Here is a 16903-nt window from a genome sequence, read left to right as displayed (position 1 = left end):
AAAGGCGTACCGACTGTGGCCATCGACTTCGATCCGCACCCAGACTTCAAGAGCTTCGCCCACCCGCAGCGATTCGTCTCCGCCGCCTGGCTGTCCTCCCGCCTGGGCACCCCGGGCCTGAAGGTCGTCGAATCCGACGAAGACCTGCTGCTCTACAACATCGGCCACATCCCCGGCGCCGTGCGCATCGACTGGCACTCCGACCTCAACGACCAGGTCACCCGCGACTTCATCGACGGCCAGGCCTTCGCCGACCTCATGCGCGAAAAGGGCATCTCCCGCGAGGACACCGTCGTCATCTACGGCGACAAGTCCAACCGCTGGGCCGCCTACACCCTGTGGGTCTTCGAACTCTTCGGCCACCCCGACGTCAGACTCCTCGACGGCGGCCGCGACGCCTGGATGGGCGAGGAGCGCGACACCTCCTTCGCCGTCCCGGACTACCCGGCCACCAACTACCCCGTCGTCGAACGCAACGACGCCGACCTGCGGGTCTTCGTCGACGAAATCCGCGCCGCCCTCACCGCCGACGCCCCCCAGCTCATCGACGTCCGCGCCGAGACCGACTACGCGGGCGACACCGTCGGCGAGGGCTACGAGAGCATCGAGGACGCCCCGACCACGATGCGCAACGGCCACATCCCCGGCGCCGTCAACATCCCCTGGGGCGACGCCCTCCACGCCAACGCCCGCTTCCGCACCCGCGAGGAGATCGCCGCCGTCTACGAGGGCCTCGACCCGGCCGTCCCCACGGTGCTCTACTGCCTCCTCGGCGACCAGTCCGCCCACACCTGGTTCATGCTCAAGTACATCCTCGGCTACGGCAACGTCCGCAACTACGACGGCTCCTGGGCCGAGTGGGGAAACATGGTCCGCATGCCGATTGCGCAGGGCGTTGACCAGCATCCCGGAAAATAACCTACGGAGACGTAACACGGGGGTGCCCCGATACGACAATAGTTAGGTACGGGGTAGTAAGTTAGAGTGCTACCGCCACCGCAGCGCCCCCGCTGTGCGTGGAAATACAGGCACGAGCACTACCTGCACCCACGATCCATGGAGGGTTAACAAGTGGCAGTCGAGACCAAGAAGATCACCAAGGTACTGGTGGCAAACCGCGGCGAAATCGCCGTCCGCATCGTCCGCGCGGCAAGGGACGCCGGCATCGCCTCAGTGGCCGTGTACGCGGAACCGGACGCCGACGCGCCGTTCGTCCGCATGGCCGACGAGGCCTTCGCGCTGGGCGGAACCACCTCCGCCGAGTCCTACCTGGTGATCGAGAAGATCATCGACGCCGCGAAGAAGTCCGGCGCGGACGCCGTCCACCCGGGCTACGGCTTCCTCGCCGAGAACGCCGACTTCGCGCAGGCCGTCATGGACGCCGGCCTCATCTGGATCGGCCCCCCGCCGCACGCGATCGCCGACCTCGGCGACAAGGTCACCGCCCGCCATATCGCCGAGCGCGCTGAGGCCCCGATGGTGCCGGGCACCAAGGACCCGGTCGCCGACGCCGCCGAGGTCAAGGCCTTCGCCGAGAACTACGGCCTGCCCATCGCCATCAAGGCCGCCTTCGGCGGCGGCGGCCGCGGCATGAAGGTCGCCTACACGATGGACGAGGTCGAGGAACTCTTCGAGTCCGCCACCCGTGAGGCCGTCGCCGCCTTCGGCCGCGGCGAATGCTTCGTCGAGCGCTACCTGGACAAGGCCCGCCACGTCGAGGCCCAGGTCCTGGCCGACCAGCACGGCAACGTCATCGTCGCCGGCACCCGTGACTGCTCTCTGCAGCGCCGCTTCCAGAAGCTGGTTGAGGAGGCCCCGGCCCCGTTCCTCACCGACGAGCAGCGCAGCTCCATCCACGAGTCCGCCAAGCGCATCTGCACCGAGGCCGGTTACTACGGCGCCGGCACCGTCGAGTACCTCGTCGGTTCCGACGGCCTGGTCTCCTTCCTCGAGGTCAACACCCGCCTCCAGGTCGAGCATCCGATCACCGAGGAGACCACCGGTATCGACCTGGTCCGCGAGCAGTTCCGCATCGCCGAGGGCGAGGTCCTGCGCTTCACCGAGGATCCGGCCCCGCGCGGCCACTCCTTCGAGTTCCGCATCAACGGCGAGGACGCAGGCAACAACTTCATGCCGGCCCCGGGCACCATCACCAAGTACGTCGAGCCGGCCGGACCGGGTGTGCGCGTCGACTCCGGCGTCGTCGAGGGCTCCACCATCGGCGGCCAGTTCGACTCGATGCTGGCCAAGCTCATCGTCACCGGTGAGTCCCGCGAGCAGGCCCTGCAGCGCGCCGCGCGTGCGCTCGATGAGTTCGTCGTCGAAGGCATGCCGACCGTCCTCAACTTCGACCGCGCGATCGTCAAGGACCCGGCCTTCGTCGGCGACGAGAACGGCTTCGACATCTACACCCGCTGGATCGAGGAGGAGTGGGACGGCGCCGGCCTGACCCCGTTTGTCGACCCAGACGACGCCCCGGAGGACGAGTCCACCCCGGCGCAGAAGTTCGTCGTCGAGGTCGCCGGCCGACGCGTCGAGGTCGCCCTCCCGGGCAACCTCACCTTCGGCGGCTTCGGCCCGAAGAAGAAGGCCCGCAAGCGCCGCGCGAAGGGCGGCGCCGCTGCCGGCGCCTCCGGCGATGCCGTGGCGGCTCCGATGCAGGGCACCGTCATCAAGGTCAACGTCGAGGAGGGTCAGGAGGTCGCCGAAGGCGACGTCGTGGTCGTCCTCGAGGCCATGAAGATGGAGAACCCGGTCAAGGCCCACAAGGCCGGCACTGTCACCGGCCTGTCCATCGAGGCCGGCGCCCGGGTCAACAAGAACGCCGTGCTCTTCGAGATCAAGTAACGCACCCCTTTCGTCGCCCCCCGGTCACACCTCGTGGCCGGGGGGCGACTTTCGTCACGCATGCCTTCCCGTGTTAGGTGCCCCACAGGCACCTATACTCGGGTGAGAAGCTGATGATCACGACTGCCCGCCCGGCGTCGTCAAGCGAGCAGGCAGTTTGTGGCCATCCCCTCCCACCCGAAGGTCACCGCCATGGCTATATCGCACTCCGCACCCCAGAACACCTCCTACAGAGGCGACAACAAGGCCCTCGCCGGCTTCATCCTGGGACTCCTGACGTTCTGGCTGTTCGCCCAAACCCTGCTCAACGTCGGACCGGACGTCGCCGAGGACATCGGAATGTCGGCCTCCACCATGACGCTGGCCATCTCCCTCTCCGCGCTGTTCTCGGGCATGCTCATCGTCACCTGGGGCGGCCTCGCCGACAACTTCGGCCGCCTGCGAATCTTCACCATTGGCGCCGTCCTCGCCGTCATCGGCTCCCTCCTGCTGGTGGCCGCCGCCGGCCCCCTCGCCAGCCCGCTCTTCCTGGCCGGACGCGTGATTCAGGGCCTGTCCATCGGCGCGATCATGCCCGCCTCCATGGCTCTCGTCGGCGCCTACTGGGAGGGCGAGGACCGGCAGAAAGCCTCCTCCATGTGGGCCTTCGGCACCTTCGGCGGCTCCGGACTGGCCTCCATCGTCGGCGGCGTCATCGCCAACTCGATCTTCGGCTGGCGCTCCATCTTCATCCTCTCCGCCCTCTTCGCCGTCGGCGCGATCCTCCTCACCCGCCACATCCCGGAATCCCGCGCCCCCCGCGACGACGCCAAACTCCACCTCGACTACGTCGGCATGATCACCCTGGCCGTCACGCTGCTGGCCCTACAGCTGGTGATCTCCAAGGGGGCAATCTGGGGCTGGACTTCCCTGGCCATCCTCAGCCTGGTCGCCGTCACCCTCGTCTTCTTCATCGCCTTCATCTGGGCGGAGACCCGGCAGCACCGGCCCCTCGTCCGCCTGGCCGTGTTCAAGAACATGCGCTTCTCGGCCGCGACCCTCTCCAATTTCCTGGTCAACCTCTCCGTGGGCATGATTCCCCTGACCATGTGGACCCTCAACAAGGGCCACGGCATGGCCGCCTCCACCGCCGGCTACCTCACCCTGGCCTACCCGGTCGTCCTGATCTTCATGCTGGGCGCCTCCGTCAAGATCCTCAACAAGATCGGCCCGAAATGGACCATGGCGCTGGGCCCCGCCTCCCTGGTCTTCGCGCTGCTCCTGCTCTCCCTGACCCACCTGCCGCTGAACACCTACACCGTCGCCGTGGTGATCGCCTTCGGCGTCTTCGGCGCCGGCCTGGCCCTGTACGCCACCCCCTCGATCAACATGGCGCTGTCCGAACTGCCCGAGGACATCGCCGGCGCCGGCGCCGGCATCTATAAAATGGCCTCTTCACTCGGCGGCGCCATCGGTGTTGCGGTGTCAGGGTCGGTGTTCAACGCCATCTACGACGGTGTCGACCCCGACACCGCCCTGTCGGGCGGACAGTTCGGACTGTGGGTCAACACGATCTTCATGGGCGTCGCCCTGGCCACCATCCTCCTCCTGCTCCCGAACAAGACCCCCCAGAAAGCGTGATTACCTTGCCGACGCTGTTCGATTCCCTCGCTCCCTACCTGGAGGCCACCCGGGAGGAGCGCGTGACGCTGTACAAGTGGTTTCACCAGCACCCCGAGCTATCCATGCAGGAAGCCCGCACCAAGGCGCGGATCATGGAGGAGCTGAGCGCGGTGGCCGACGTGGACGTGGTCGACGTCGGCGCGGGCGTCGTCGCGCTCCTGCGCAACGGCGAGGGCACCACGGTGGCGATGCGCGCCGACTTCGACGCCCTCCCGGTCCGGGAGGACACCGGTGTCGACTACGCCTCCACCGCCACCCAGGTCTCCGACCGCACGGGCCAGGACGTCCCGGTCGCGCACATGTGCGGCCACGACATGCACACCACCTGGCTGCTGAGCGTCGTGAAGTACCTCGCCACCCACCGCGAACTGTGGTCGGGCACCTTCGAGGCCGTCTTCCAGCCCGCCGAGGAAACCGCCGAAGGCGGCAAGGACATGGTCGCCGCCGGCATCACCGGGAAGGTCCCCGTCCCCGACGTGATGCTCGGCCAGCACGTCATGGGTGTGGTGCCGCTGGCGCACGTCGCCACCCGCACGGGGCCGAGCTTCTCGCAGGCCTCGACGGTCAAGGTCACCGTCCGCGGCGTCGGTTCGCACGGTTCCATGCCGGAGAAGGGCGTGGACCCCATCGTGCTGACCGCGTCCATCATCATGCAGCTGCAGACCATCGTCTCCCGCGAAATCTCCGCGTTGGAACCCGCGGTCGTTTCCGTCGGCACCATTCACGGCGGCACCAAGTCGAACGTCATCCCGGAGGAGGTCGTCTTCGAGCTCAACACCCGGTGTTACTCGCAGGAGGTCGAGGACAGGATTCACTCCTCCATCGAACGCATCGTCACCAGTCAGTCACTCGCGGTCGGGGCCAGGGAGCCCTCCTTCGACTACTCGGACCGATTCCCGCTCCTGAACAACGACGAGCGAGTCACCGAGCGGGTCACCGAGTCCTTCACCGCGCTGCTCGGCGAGGACCGGGTCGGCGAGTTTGACCCGTTCCTCGGGTCCGAGGATTTCCCCGACATCCCGAACGCCTTCGGCACGCCCTACTGCTTCTGGGTCCTGGGCGGCTTCCCGGATCCAGCGACGGCGCCGGGCAACCATTCCCCGCAGTTCCTCCCGCAACTGCACCCGACGCTGGAGGCCGGCGCCGAAGCCGTCGTCGCCGCCGTCAGCCCGTGGCTGGCGCTCGACTGAGGGCCCGGAGCCGGTGTGACCGGGCGCGCCTCAGGATCCGACCGGTGACCGGTTCCCGGGGTCGGGGCCGCTGAACAGGGTCGTCATCGCCCCGTAGCGGTGGTGCTCGTTGGGCACCTGCGCACCCCGGGGCGAGCGCCACACCGGTGCGCCGCCGCGCAGGATGATGCGCCCACGGCCGGGGACCTCGTTCATGCGGTTGTGGTAGCGGCACAGGACCACGAGATTGTCTATGTTCGTCTGCCCGCCGCTGCGCCACGCCTCGACGTGGTGGATTTCGCAGTCATCGGACGGGCATGTGCAGTCGGGCACCGGACAGACGGGCGCGGTGGCGCGGGCCAGATCGCGCTGCTTCCGGTTGGCCAAACGTTCCGCCCGGTAGAGGTTGACCGGGCCTTCCTGCGGGTGGAAGAGCGCGGCCTCCAGTCCGTGGTGGGGCAAGACATCGTTGAGCAGCTGCGCCCCGGTGGTCGTGGTTCCGTCGCTGAGGCCCAGGATCGTCTCGTCGCCCTGCTGCCGGAGGATTTTTGTCAGTTCGGCCAGCGGGACCAGGATGAGCGGGCGTGGGACGGCCCGGGGCACTCCCCCGCCCCGCATGAGTTCGAGCAGGGGCCCCACCAGCTGCGGAGCCCGCGGCCGCGTCGGATCCAGGCCCTGGGCGGCGGCGTGTTCCAGGTCGGCGAGGTCGCGTTCCGGGGCGGTCAGCGTCATGGTGCGCAGGCCGTCACGGGAACGGCCGAAGGTCGCCCGCGGGGACGGGGCCGGGCGGGGCGGGACGAGTCTTTTCGCGAGGCGCTCGAGGGTGCGGTAGCTGCTGGGGGCGTCGAGAAGCAGGAGGCGGAGGCGGGATTGCTCGCGGCGGGATTTGAGTGGCTTCAGGCGTCTCTCGATCATCGCCAGCTGGTCGACGGAGAAGCCGTTTCTGCGGGCCTTGTCGACGGCGAGGCGCTGCTTCTGCCGGGAATGGGTCGCGGCGACGTAGACGCGGTGGAGGTTCTTCCAGGCGCGGATCTGCGCGGGGGCGGCGCCGGCCTCGGTGGCGACCCGTTCAGAGAATCCCGCGATGAAGTCGAGCGCACTGGCGCGCAGGACCGAGTCGAATAGGTTCATGCCCGCGACGCTAGGGCCCGCCAGCCGGAGGCGCCGGGCACCGGACCAACCCGGCCGGCAACCTGTGGATAACCGGAGCTGTTAAAACCGATTCTCGCCGCGCTCCCGCCGGCGCGAGGACGCGTAGTAGCGTCGACGGGATGCGCGGACGCCACCGCCTACTGGGCCGGCTTGATCACGACGATCAGGTCGCCGCCCTCCACCTTCGTGGGCTGGGACAGGGCGACGCGCTCGACGACGCCGTCGATGGTGGCGGAGATGGTCGCCTCCATCTTCATCGCCTCGATCGTTGCCACCGGCTCGCCGGCCTTGACCTGGTCACCTGCGGCGACGGACGGCTTGACGACGCCGGCGAACGGCGCCGGGACATGGCCCTTGTTCGAGGCGTCGGCCTTCTCGACCTCGGCGACGGTGGACTCGGCGTTGTTGTCGCGGACGGTCAGCGGACGGATCTGGCCGTTGACGTTGATGACGACGCGGCGCAGGCCCTTCTCGTCCGGTTCGCTCACGGCATCCAGGCGGGCGACCATCGGCGGGTTCTTCGAGTCGTCGGCGTGGCTGGCGCGCAGGACGACTTCCTGGCCCTCCGGCAGTCCGTAGAAGAAGACGTGGTCCTCAAGCCTGGAGGTGTCGCCGTAGAGACGCCGGTGCTCGGCCAGCTCCGCGGCCTGCTTCGGGAAGAGCAGGCGGTCGAGCGCACCGCGGCGGACCTTGTGGTCCTCGGAGGCGAGGTTGTCGAGTTCCTCGGCGGGTACCTCGACCAGGCTGCGCTGACCCTGGCCGCGGCCCTCGAGGATCTTCGCGGTGATCTCCGGCCAGCCCCCCGGAGGGGTGCCGAGCTCCCCACGCAGGAAGGAGATCACCGAATCCGGAATGTCGTACTTGGTCGGGTTCTGGGCGAATTCCGCCGGGGTCACGCCGGCGCCGACCAGCGAGAGGGCGAGGTCGCCGACGACCTTGGAGGAGGGGGTCACCTTGGTCGGGCGGCCCAGGAGTTCGTTGACCCCGGCGTAGGCGTCTTCGATGAGCTCGAAGCGGTCGCCCAGGCCCAGGGCGACGGCCTGGGTTCGCAGGTTGGACAGCTGACCGCCCGGGATCTCGTGGCGGTAGACGCGGCCGGTCGGGCCCGGGATGCCGGACTCGAAGGGTGCGTAGACCTGGCGCACGCTCTCCCAGTAGGGCTCCAGCTCGGAGACGGCCTGCAGCGAGATGCCGGTGTCGCGCTCGGTGTCGGCGAAGGCGGCGATGATGGCGGACAGCGAGGGCTGGGAGGTGGTGCCGCCCAGCGGCGCGGAGGCCCCGTCGACGACGTCGGCGCCGGCCTCGGCGGCGGCCAGGTAGGTCGCCAGCTGGCCGCCGGCGGTGTCGTGGGTGTGGATGTGGATCGGCAGGTCGAAGTTGGCGCGCAGGGCGGTGACCAGCTTGCGGGCGGCCTCCGGGCGCAGCAGGCCGGCCATGTCCTTGATGGCCAGGACGTGGGCGCCGGACTCGACGATCTGCTCCGCCAGCTTCAGGTAGTAGTCCAGCGTGTAGAGGTTCTCGCGCGGGTCGGCGAGGTTGCCGGAGTAGGCCATCGCGACCTCGGCGACGGTGGTGCCCGTCTCGAGGACGGCGTCGATGGCCGGGCGCATCTGGGAGACGTCGTTGAGGGCGTCGAAGATGCGGAAGACGTCGATGCCCGAGTCGGCCGCCTCCTGCACGAAGGCGCGGGTGACGGACTCCGGGTACGGGGTGTAGCCGACGGTGTTGCGGCCGCGCAGCAGCATCTGGATGTTGACGTGGGGCAAGGCCTTGCGCAGCTGGTCCAGGCGGGCCCACGGGTCCTCGAAGAGGAAGCGCATCGCGACGTCGTAGGTGGCGCCGCCCCAGGCCTCGACGGAGAAGAGCTCCGGGGTCATCTGGCCGGTGGCGACGGCGGCGTGGATGAGGGTGTCGGTGCGTACCCGGGTGGCGAGCAGTGACTGGTGCGCGTCGCGGAAGGTGGTGTCGGTGACGCCGAGCGCCTTCTGGTTGCGGATCTTCTCCGCGAAGCCCTTGGGGCCGAGTTCGAGGAGGTCGTTGCGGGAGCCGCGTGGCGGGGTCTCGTCGAGCTGGATGTGCATGAGCTTGCGCCACGGCTGCTGGCGGGTGGGTGCGGGGCCGTTGGGGCGGTTGACGGTCACGTTGGCCACGAAGTCCAGGAGCCGGTCGTTGACGTCGATGGCCGGCGGGGCCTCGAGCAGGTGGATGTGGTCGGCGATGAAGCTGGTGGAGATGCGCTTGGTCTGGAAATCGGACTCGCGCAGCACGGCGCGCAGGAAACCGATGTTGGTGGAGACACCGCCGACCTTGAATTCGTTGAGGGCGCGCATCGCGCGGGCGACGACCTGCTCGAAGTCGGCGCCGCGGCAGGTCATCTTGACCAGCAGGGAGTCGAAGTTCGGGGTGATTTCCGTGCCGACGGCCACGGAGCCGTCGAGGCGGACGCCGGCGCCGCCCGGGGAGCGGTAGGAGGTGATGGTGCCGGAGTCGGGCCGGAAGCCGTTGTGGGGGTCCTCGGTGGTGATGCGGGTCTGCAGCGCCGCGCCGGTGATGGTGATGGATTCCTGGCTGAGGCCGAGCTGCTCGAGGGTGGCGCCGGCAGCCAGGTGCATCTGGGCCTTGACCAGGTCGACGCCGGTGATCTCCTCGGTGACGGTGTGCTCGACCTGGATGCGCGGGTTCATCTCGATGAAGTAGTGGTTGCCGCGTTCGTCGACGAGGAATTCGACGGTGCCGGCCGCGCGGTAGTTGATGTGCTCGGCGAACTTCACGGCGTCGGCGCAGATCCGGTCGCGCAGGTCGGAGTCGATGTGCTGGGCGGGGGCGATCTCCACGACCTTCTGGTGACGACGCTGCAGGGAGCAGTCGCGCTCGTAGAGGTGGATGATGTTGCCCTCGTCGTCACCGAGGATCTGGACCTCGATGTGCTGCGGGTTGATGACGGCGGTCTCGAGGTAGACGTGGGCGTCGCCGAAGGCGGCCTCGGCCTCGCGGGAGGCCTCCTCGGCCAGGGCGCGCAGGTCCTCGGGCTTCTCCACGAAGCGCATGCCGCGTCCGCCGCCGCCGGCGACGGCCTTGACGAAGATCGGGAACTGGAAGTCCTGTGCGTAGCTGACGAGCTCGTCGATGTCGGTGGACGGCTTGGAGTCGTCGAGGATGGGCAGGCCGGCCTCCTGGGCGGCGGTGACCGCGGCGGACTTGTCGCCGGTCAGGTCCAGGGTCTCGGCGGTGGGGCCGATGAAGGTGAGGCCGTTGTCGGCGCAGGCGCGGGCGAAGGCGGCGCTCTCGGACATGAAGCCGTAGCCCGGGTAGATGGCGTCGGCGCCGGTTTCCTTGGCGGCCCGGATGACCTCATCGATGTTGAGGTACGCCTTGACCGGCGCGCCCTCCTCGCCGATGCGGACGGCCTCGTCGGCGAACGGGCGGTGGAAGGAGTTGCGGTCCTCCCTCGGGTAGACCGCGACGGTCTTGGCGCCGATCTCGTACGCGGCGCGGAACGCGCGCACGGCGATCTCGCCGCGGTTGGCGACGAGCACCTTGTTGAAGGACGGCAGTGTGGAGGTGGTCACGCGATTATCCCCTTCCCGAGAAATATAAAATGTGAATCAGGTAACGAAGATAGCCTAACGTATCATCATTCGACATATCTCCACCAGTGAGAGCAGTCCCATTCTACTGACCCGGCAGTCGGGCACAGCGGAATGGGACTGCTGATGTGAAAACTAACCTAGCGGCCGAGGTGGCGCTCTTCGGGGCCGTTGTAGGCGGAGAGCGGGCGGATCAGGGAGTTGTTCTCGTACTGCTCCAGGATGTGGGCGGACCAGCCGGTGATGCGCGACATCACGAACAGCGGCGTGAAGAAGGGGATGTCGAAGCCCATGATGTAGTACGCCGGGCCGGCCGGGAAGTCCAGGTTCGGCCGGATTTTGATCGAGGTGTTCTCGTACATGGTCTCGGCCATGATGTCGTACATCTCGACCCACTTGCGGCTCTCCTCGCCGTCGTGCTCCTGGGCCAGCTTCCGGAACGCCGCCTCCATGGTCGGGACGCGCGAGTCGCCCTTCTTGTAGACCCGGTGGCCGAAGCCCATGACGAGCTCCTTGTTGGCCAGCTTGTCCTTGCACCACTGCTCGGCGGTGGCCGGGTCGCCGATCTCGATCATGTTGTGCATGACCGCCTCGTTGGCGCCGCCGTGCAGCGGCCCCTTGAGGGCGCCGATCGCACCGGCGATGGCCGACCACGGGTCGGACATGGTGGAGGTGATGACGCGGGCGGTGAAGGTCGAGGCGTTGAAGGAGTGCTCGGCGTAGAGAATCATGGACTTCTCGAAGCACTCCACGTCGCCCGGCTTGTTCAGCGGGGAATCCGGGCCGTCGCCGAAGACCATCCACAGGAAGTTTTCGGTGAAGCCGAGGTCCTTGCGGGGCTCGATGTAACCCTCGCCGCGGCGGCGGCGGATGTCCAGGGCCACGATGGTCGGCAGCTTGGACAGCAGCTGGCGTCCGACCCAGCGGATGTGGTTGGCGCTGCGGGTGAAGTGGTCGGCGTCGTAGCTGCCGAGGAAGGCGACGGCGCTGCGCAGCACGTCCATCGGGTGGCAGTCGGTGGGCATCGACATGACCATGTCGATCGTCTTCTGGTCCAGGGAGCGGCCGTTCCAGCACTCGCGCTTGAAGTCGGCGAGCTCCTCCTCGTCGGGCAGTTCGCCGCGCAGCAGCAGGTAGGCGACCTCCTCAAAGGTGCAGTTCTCGGCGAGCTCCTGGACCGGGTAGCCGCGGTAGAGCAGGGAGTTGGTCTCCGGATTGACCTTGGAGATGGCCGTGTAGTCGGCGTAGACGCCTGCCAGGCCCTTACGGATGTCCGGCTGGGTTTCGGTGGTGGTCATGATGCTTCTCCTTCGATGGACGTGCGATGGACGTGCTGTGAGGCGGGTCAGAAGGTGGTCGAGTAGCTGTCGCGGGAGTAGGTGAAGACGGACTGGTCGAAGGCGTTGTACTCCTCGTACTTGACCAGTTCGTAGAGGCGGGAGCGGTGCTGCATGCGGTCGAGCCAGCCGGCCTGGGTGCCGGTCTCGCCGATCTCGCGCAGCGCCTCCTCCACGGCGCCCATGGCGATGCGCAGGGTGGTGACCGGGTAGATGACGGCGTTGTAGCCGATCTCCTCCAGGGTGCCGGCCGGAAGCAGCTCGGTTTTGCCGAACTCGGTCATGTTGGCCAGCAGCGGAGTGTCGACGGCGTCGCGGAATTTCTTGAAGTCGTCGACGGTGTAGAGCGCCTCGGTGAAGATGAGGTCGGCGCCGGCGGCGGCGTAGGCCTTGGCCCGCTCGATGGCGGCGTCGACGGATTCGATGCCGGCGGCGTCGGTGCGCGCGCAGATGACGAAGCTGTCGTCGCGACGCTCGTTGGCGGCCGCGGAGATGCGCCGGACCATGACGTCGGTGGGCACGACCTCCTTGCCGTCCAGGTGGCCGCAGCGCTTCGGGTTGACCTGGTCCTCGAAGTGGCAGCCGGCCAGGCCGGCGTCCTCGAATTCGGAGACGGTGCGGGCGGCGGACATCGGTTCGCCGAAGCCGGTGTCGGCGTCGATGAGCACGGGCAGGTCGGTGGCCCGGGCGATCTGGCGCCCGCGCCCGGCGACCTCGGTGAGCGTGGTCAGCCCGATGTCGGGCAGGCCCAGGTCGTTGGCGAGCACGGCGCCGGAGACGTAGACGCCCTCGAAAAGTCCGAGGTCCTCGATGAGGCGGGCGGTCAGGGGGTTGAAGGCTCCCGGCAGCTTGGTGATGGCCGGGGCGTTGAGCGAGTCACGCAGAGCTTGCCGACGCTGCGTGGGCGTCGTGGACGGTGCGTACAGGGACATCTTTAGAGCAGTCCTTCCGGGGTCTGCGGCGCCCTGGCGAGGACCTCGGCGGCGAGGACGATGTTGAGCTCGTTCAGGTCGGTGAGGTTCTCCAGGTTCTCGACGGCGGCGAGGAAGCGATCCTGCTCCTGCGGGGAGACGACGCCCTCGGCGAGTTCACGGAACTTCTGGATGTACTGGGCGCGGGCGAAGGGGCGGGCGCCGAGCGGGTGGGCGTCGGCAAGCGCGAGCTCGTCGACGATCTCGGTGCCGTCGTTGAGGGTGATGACGGCGCGGGCGCCGAAGGCCTTCTCGACCGGGTCGGTGGACAGGTAGCGGCGGGTCCACTCCGGGTCCTCAAGGGTGGAGATCTTGTGCCACAGCTCGACGGTCTCCGGGCGGTTGGCGCGCTCCGGGGCGTAGGAGTGCTCGTGGTGCCACTTCCCGTCCTCGAGGGCGACCGCGAAAATGTACATGATGGAGTGGTCCAGGGTCTCGCGGGAGGAGTTCGGGTCCATCTTCTGCGGGTCGTTCGCGCCGGTGCCGATGACGTAGTGGGTGTGGTGCGAGGTGTGCAGCACGATGGAGGCAATGTCCGCGGCGGACACGCCCTTCTCGGCGAGCGTCGACTTCATGCGGCGGGCCAGGTCAATCAGGGCCTGGGCCTGGTACTCGGCGGAGTGCTCCTTGGTGAAGGTGTCGAGAATGCCGCGCTTCTCCTCGCCCTCGGCCGGCAGCGGGATGGTGTACTCGTGGTTCGGGCCGCCCAGCAGCCAGGCGATGACGCCGTCCTCGCCCTCCCAGATCGGGGCCGGGGCGCCCTCGCCGCGCATGGTGCGGTCGATCGCCTCGATGGCCATCTTGCCGGCGAAGGCCGGGGCGAAGGCCTTCCACGAGGAGATCTCGCCCTTGCGGGACTGCCGCGTGGCGGTGGTGGTGTGCAGGGCCTGGCCGATCGCCTGGTAGATGGTGTCGACGTCGAGACCGAGCAGGGTGCCGATGCCGGCGGCCGCCGAGGGGCCGAGGTGGGCGACGTGGTCGATCTTGTGCTTGTGCAGGCTCATGCCGCGCACCAGGTCGACCTGGATCTCGTAGCCGGTGGCCAGGCCGCGGATGAGGTCGCGGCCGGTCTTGCCGGCGGTCTGGGCGGCGGCCAGGATCGGCGGGATGTTGTCGCCCGGGTGGGAGTACTCCTCCGCCAGGAAGGTGTCGTGGAAATCGAGTTCGCGCACGGCGGTGCCGTTGGCCCAGGCGGCCCACTCCGCGGAGTAGGTGCCCTCCAGGCCGAAGACGGTCGCTCCTCGACTTCCCGCGGTCGCGTCAGCGACCGCGTGGGCCTGCGCCTGTCGACGCGCGACCGTCACCGGGCGGCGGGTCACCGAGGCGGCGGAGACCGCGGCGTTGTCGATGATGCGGTTGATGATCATCTCGGTGGTCTCCTCCGGAACCTCCACCGGATCCGCGGCGACGCGGGCGATCTTGTAGGCCAGGTGCTCTTCGTAGGGGAAGTCCTCGGCCGAGCGGCGGGTGCGGACGACGTGATCGATCATGGGGTTTCCTCCAGCGGGTGAAACGGATTCTGATGTGCTGCCCATCAACCTAGGGCAAGTTTCGTGTCCCAGGTCACGGCGAATGGGGCGGATTTCCGCTGAACTTTTCCCGTGAATCTGCAACATTCGTGGAACGGCCAGCTCATCGCCCATTAGGCGGACGTTCCCCCGCCGCCCACACCCGGCGCGGGGGGACGCGGACGTACGCGCTGTTAGTCTCGATCCCAGTGACACGGGGTGCCGGACACGGCTGAGAACACACCCGTCGAACCTGATCCAGTCAACGCTGGCGTAGGGAATGTCCGTTGTCTTCCTTGCGCCTTTTCCACGCAAGGAACACATGAACCAGCACAGCATTTCCGACCAGGTCGTCCTCGTCACCGGGGGCGCGCGCGGCCTGGGCCGACGCATCTCCCAGGCTTTCCTCCGCGAGGGGGCGCGCGTGGCCGTCAACTACCTCGCCAGCCGGGCCGCCGCCGGGGAACTGGTCGCCGCCCATGCGGGCCGGGCGGTGGCCCTGCAGGGCGACGTCCGCTCCCGGGCGGACATGGAGCGCGTCGTCGCCGACGCGGCGGAGGCCTTCGGCGCACCGGTGACCACGGTCGTCAACAACGCGCTGGTGAACTTCTCCTTTGACGGCGACGCCCGCCCCGCCGCCGGGGAGATCACCTACCGGCGCTTCGCGGAGCAGTTCGAGGGTTCCGTCGGGGGCGCGCTCAACACCGTCCAGGCGGCGCTGGGCGACTTCGAGCGGGCCGGGTACGGCCGCGTCGTCAACATCGGCACCAACCTCTTCCAGAACCCGGTCGTCCCCTACCACGACTACACCGCCGCCAAGGCGGCGCTACTGTCGCTGACCCGCAGCCTGGCCAAAGACCTCGGCCCGCGCGGAGTCACCGTCAACATGGTCAGCGGCGGCCTGCTGCGTACCACCGACGCCAGCGCCGCCACCCCGCAGGCCGTGCTCGACGCCATCGCCACGGGCACCCCGCTGGGTTCGGCGACCACGCCGGAGGAGCTTGCCGACGCCGTCCTGTTCTTCGCCTCCCCCTGGTCTCGCTCCGTCGCCGGCCAGAACCTCGTCGTCGGCGGCGGACTGGTGATGGACTAGCCACCCCCAAGCTGGTGGCGTGGACCACTGTGCAGTGACTAAGTTAAGGCAGACAACACCAGCGCCTGAAGAAATCGCTGGCACCACCGGGTTTTGGAGGTTGAACACTCGTGACCAAACACTTCGCCGGGGCACGGATCCATACGCTGCGCCGCACGGCGGGGCTGACGCAGGTGGAGATGGCCAAGCGTCTCGGCATCTCCACCAGCTACCTCAACCAGCTGGAGAACGACCAGCGACCGTTGACGGTCACGGTCCTGATGAGCCTCTCGCAGGCGTTCGACACCCCGGCGGGCTTCTTCTCCACCGACCAGGACGCGCGTGCCATCGCCCAGCTCAAGGAGGTCTTTCCCGGCACGCCCGAGGATCAGCTGGCCGACCTGGTCGCGCGCTACCCGGAACTGGTGCCGCGGATGGTCAAGGACCAGTCACCGACCACCAGCCCCTTCGAGGAGGTCCGCGACTTCTACTACGCGACCAACAACTACTTCCACAAGCTCGACACCACCGGCGAGGAGCTCTCCCTGGCGCTCGGGCCGATGCGCCTGCGCGTGCCGCGCCTGGTCGCGCGCCTGGAGTCCGACGCCGGCGTCACCGTCGATTTCCGCGGCCAGATCGACGGCCCTCGCCGCCACTACCTGCCCGCTGAACGACGGCTGGTGCTGCGCACGGGACTGTCCGACGCCCAGCTCGCCTTCGAGCTGTCCATGCAGTACGCCCTGCTCGTCCACGGCGAGGAAATTGAGATGATGGCCGCTCCCCTGTCGACCAAGCAGGCCCGCGAGATCGCCCGGCGCGGGCTGGCCCAGTCCTTCGCCGCCGCGGTGACCATGCCCTACACCGAGTTCCTCGAGCACGCCGAGGCCACCCGCTACGACATCGACCTACTGGCCAGTCGTTTCAGCACCAGTTTCGAGTCGACCGCCCACCGCATGTCGACGCTTCAGCGTCCCGGCGCGCGTGGCATCCCCTTCTTCTTCGTCCGCACGGATCGTGCGGGCAACATTTCCAAGCGCGCCTCGGCGACGGCCTTCCACTTCGCCCGCACCGGCGGCTCCTGCCCGCTGTGGGTCATTCATCGCGCCTTCGAGACGCCGAACAGGGTGACCCGTCAGATCGCGACGATGCCGGACGGGCGCACCTACCTCTGGGTCGCCCGCCAGATCGCCGGGGCGAACAAGGGTTTCAGCAAGACCCGCAAGGAGTTCGCCGTCGGCGTCGGCTGCGACCTGGAGCAGGCGCACCGCCTCGTCTACTCCGACGGCTTGGATCTGACGGCCGGGACCGGCACCCCGATCGGGCCCGGCTGCATCACCTGCCCCCGCGAACACTGCCCGCAGCGCGCCTTCCCCTTCGAGGGCGGCATCGTCACCGTCGACGTCAACATCGGTGACGAGGAGCCGTACCGGACGAAGTGACGCGCAGACGTCCCCTTCCCCGCCCCTGAACCGGGACTTCGGGCGCCGACGCACGCTGGTGAAACTCTCCGGGTGTCAGATAGCCCGGAAACGACGGAAGGGCGTGGCCCCGACCTCGCGTCGGAGCCACGCCCTTCCGTCGTCCCTCCCGGTTCAGAG

General features: G+C 68.3%; 11 protein-coding genes and 1 riboswitch. Of the genes, 6 read left to right on the top strand and 5 right to left on the bottom strand.

Annotation, left to right across the window (positions count from 1 at the left end):
- The first annotated feature begins 15 nt into the window (after positions 1 to 15).
- From CGUA_RS03220 to CGUA_RS03205, 4 genes are all read left to right on the top strand, one after another.
- Positions 16 to 918 (top strand): sulfurtransferase, encoded by a 903-nt coding sequence (locus tag CGUA_RS03220; RefSeq protein ID WP_290197666.1) that lies wholly within the window; start codon positions 16 to 18, stop codon positions 916 to 918.
- Between the two features lie 153 nt (positions 919 to 1071).
- Positions 1072 to 2847 (top strand): acetyl/propionyl/methylcrotonyl-CoA carboxylase subunit alpha, encoded by a 1776-nt coding sequence (locus CGUA_RS03215; RefSeq protein ID WP_290197665.1) that lies wholly within the window; start codon positions 1072 to 1074, stop codon positions 2845 to 2847.
- 192 nt (positions 2848 to 3039) lie between these two features.
- On the top strand, positions 3040 to 4467 hold the full coding sequence (locus tag CGUA_RS03210) for an MFS transporter (protein WP_290197664.1): 1428 nt from the start codon (positions 3040 to 3042) through the stop codon (positions 4465 to 4467).
- Complete coding sequence (locus tag CGUA_RS03205) at positions 4464 to 5699, top strand: amidohydrolase (protein WP_310169009.1); 1236 nt, start codon at positions 4464 to 4466, stop codon at positions 5697 to 5699. Before CGUA_RS03210 ends, CGUA_RS03205 begins: the two co-directional genes overlap by 4 nt.
- Positions 5700 to 5729: 30 nt before the next feature.
- On the opposite strand, the gene CGUA_RS03200 is transcribed toward CGUA_RS03205, so the two are convergent.
- The 5 genes from CGUA_RS03200 to prpD all read right to left on the bottom strand — a co-directional run bounded on the left by CGUA_RS03200 (position 5730) and on the right by prpD (position 14215).
- Positions 5730 to 6809 carry an HNH endonuclease signature motif containing protein gene (locus CGUA_RS03200; RefSeq protein WP_290197663.1) on the bottom strand — a complete coding sequence of 360 codons (1080 nt, stop codon included), beginning with the start codon at positions 6807 to 6809 and terminating at the stop codon, positions 5730 to 5732.
- 158 nt (positions 6810 to 6967) lie between these two features.
- Positions 6968 to 10399, bottom strand: coding sequence for a pyruvate carboxylase (locus tag CGUA_RS03195; RefSeq protein ID WP_290197662.1), 3432 nt, complete (start codon positions 10397 to 10399; stop codon positions 6968 to 6970).
- A 158-nt stretch (positions 10400 to 10557) separates the two neighbouring features.
- On the bottom strand, positions 10558 to 11715 hold the full coding sequence (locus tag CGUA_RS03190) for a bifunctional 2-methylcitrate synthase/citrate synthase (RefSeq protein WP_290197661.1): 1158 nt from the start codon (positions 11713 to 11715) through the stop codon (positions 10558 to 10560).
- Between the two features lie 47 nt (positions 11716 to 11762).
- The gene (gene prpB / locus CGUA_RS03185; protein WP_290197660.1) at positions 11763 to 12686 is read right to left on the bottom strand and encodes a methylisocitrate lyase; all 924 of its coding nucleotides are present in this window, start codon (positions 12684 to 12686) and stop codon (positions 11763 to 11765) included.
- A 2-nt stretch (positions 12687 to 12688) separates the two neighbouring features.
- A complete protein-coding gene (gene prpD, locus CGUA_RS03180; protein ID WP_290197659.1) occupies positions 12689 to 14215 on the bottom strand; it encodes a 2-methylcitrate dehydratase PrpD in 1527 nt (508 codons plus the stop codon).
- A 223-nt stretch (positions 14216 to 14438) separates the two neighbouring features.
- Positions 14439 to 14531: riboswitch (TPP riboswitch) on the top strand.
- Positions 14532 to 14555: 24 nt separating this feature from the next.
- Here prpD and CGUA_RS03175 point away from each other — a divergent pair.
- Positions 14556 to 15326: a 3-oxoacyl-ACP reductase gene (locus tag CGUA_RS03175; RefSeq protein ID WP_290197658.1), complete on the top strand. Its 771-nt coding sequence runs from the start codon at positions 14556 to 14558 to the stop codon at positions 15324 to 15326.
- A gap of 110 nt (positions 15327 to 15436) precedes the next feature.
- Positions 15437 to 16744, top strand: a complete 1308-nt coding sequence (locus CGUA_RS03170) for a short-chain fatty acyl-CoA regulator family protein (RefSeq protein WP_290197657.1) — start codon at positions 15437 to 15439, stop codon at positions 16742 to 16744.
- Positions 16745 to 16903 lie beyond the last annotated feature (159 nt).

Source organism: Corynebacterium guangdongense (assembly GCF_030408915.1).
Classification (GTDB): Bacteria; Actinomycetota; Actinomycetes; order Mycobacteriales; family Mycobacteriaceae; genus Corynebacterium; species Corynebacterium guangdongense.
This window is presented reverse-complemented; position numbering and strand designations above follow the sequence as displayed.

Bases quoted from the DNA above. Each gene is read 5' to 3' on its own strand.
- CGUA_RS03210 (WP_290197664.1), top strand. From the start codon at position 3,040: ATGGCTATATCGCACTCCGCACCCCAGAACACCTCCTACAGAGGCGAC.
- CGUA_RS03200 (WP_290197663.1), bottom strand. From the start codon at position 6,809: ATGAACCTATTCGACTCGGTCCTGCGCGCCAGTGCGCTCGACTTCATC.
- CGUA_RS03190 (WP_290197661.1), bottom strand. From the start codon at position 11,715: ATGACCACCACCGAAACCCAGCCGGACATCCGTAAGGGCCTGGCAGGC.
- prpB (WP_290197660.1), bottom strand. From the start codon at position 12,686: ATGTCCCTGTACGCACCGTCCACGACGCCCACGCAGCGTCGGCAAGCT.
- prpD (WP_290197659.1), bottom strand. From the start codon at position 14,215: ATGATCGATCACGTCGTCCGCACCCGCCGCTCGGCCGAGGACTTCCCC.
- CGUA_RS03175 (WP_290197658.1), top strand. From the start codon at position 14,556: ATGAACCAGCACAGCATTTCCGACCAGGTCGTCCTCGTCACCGGGGGC.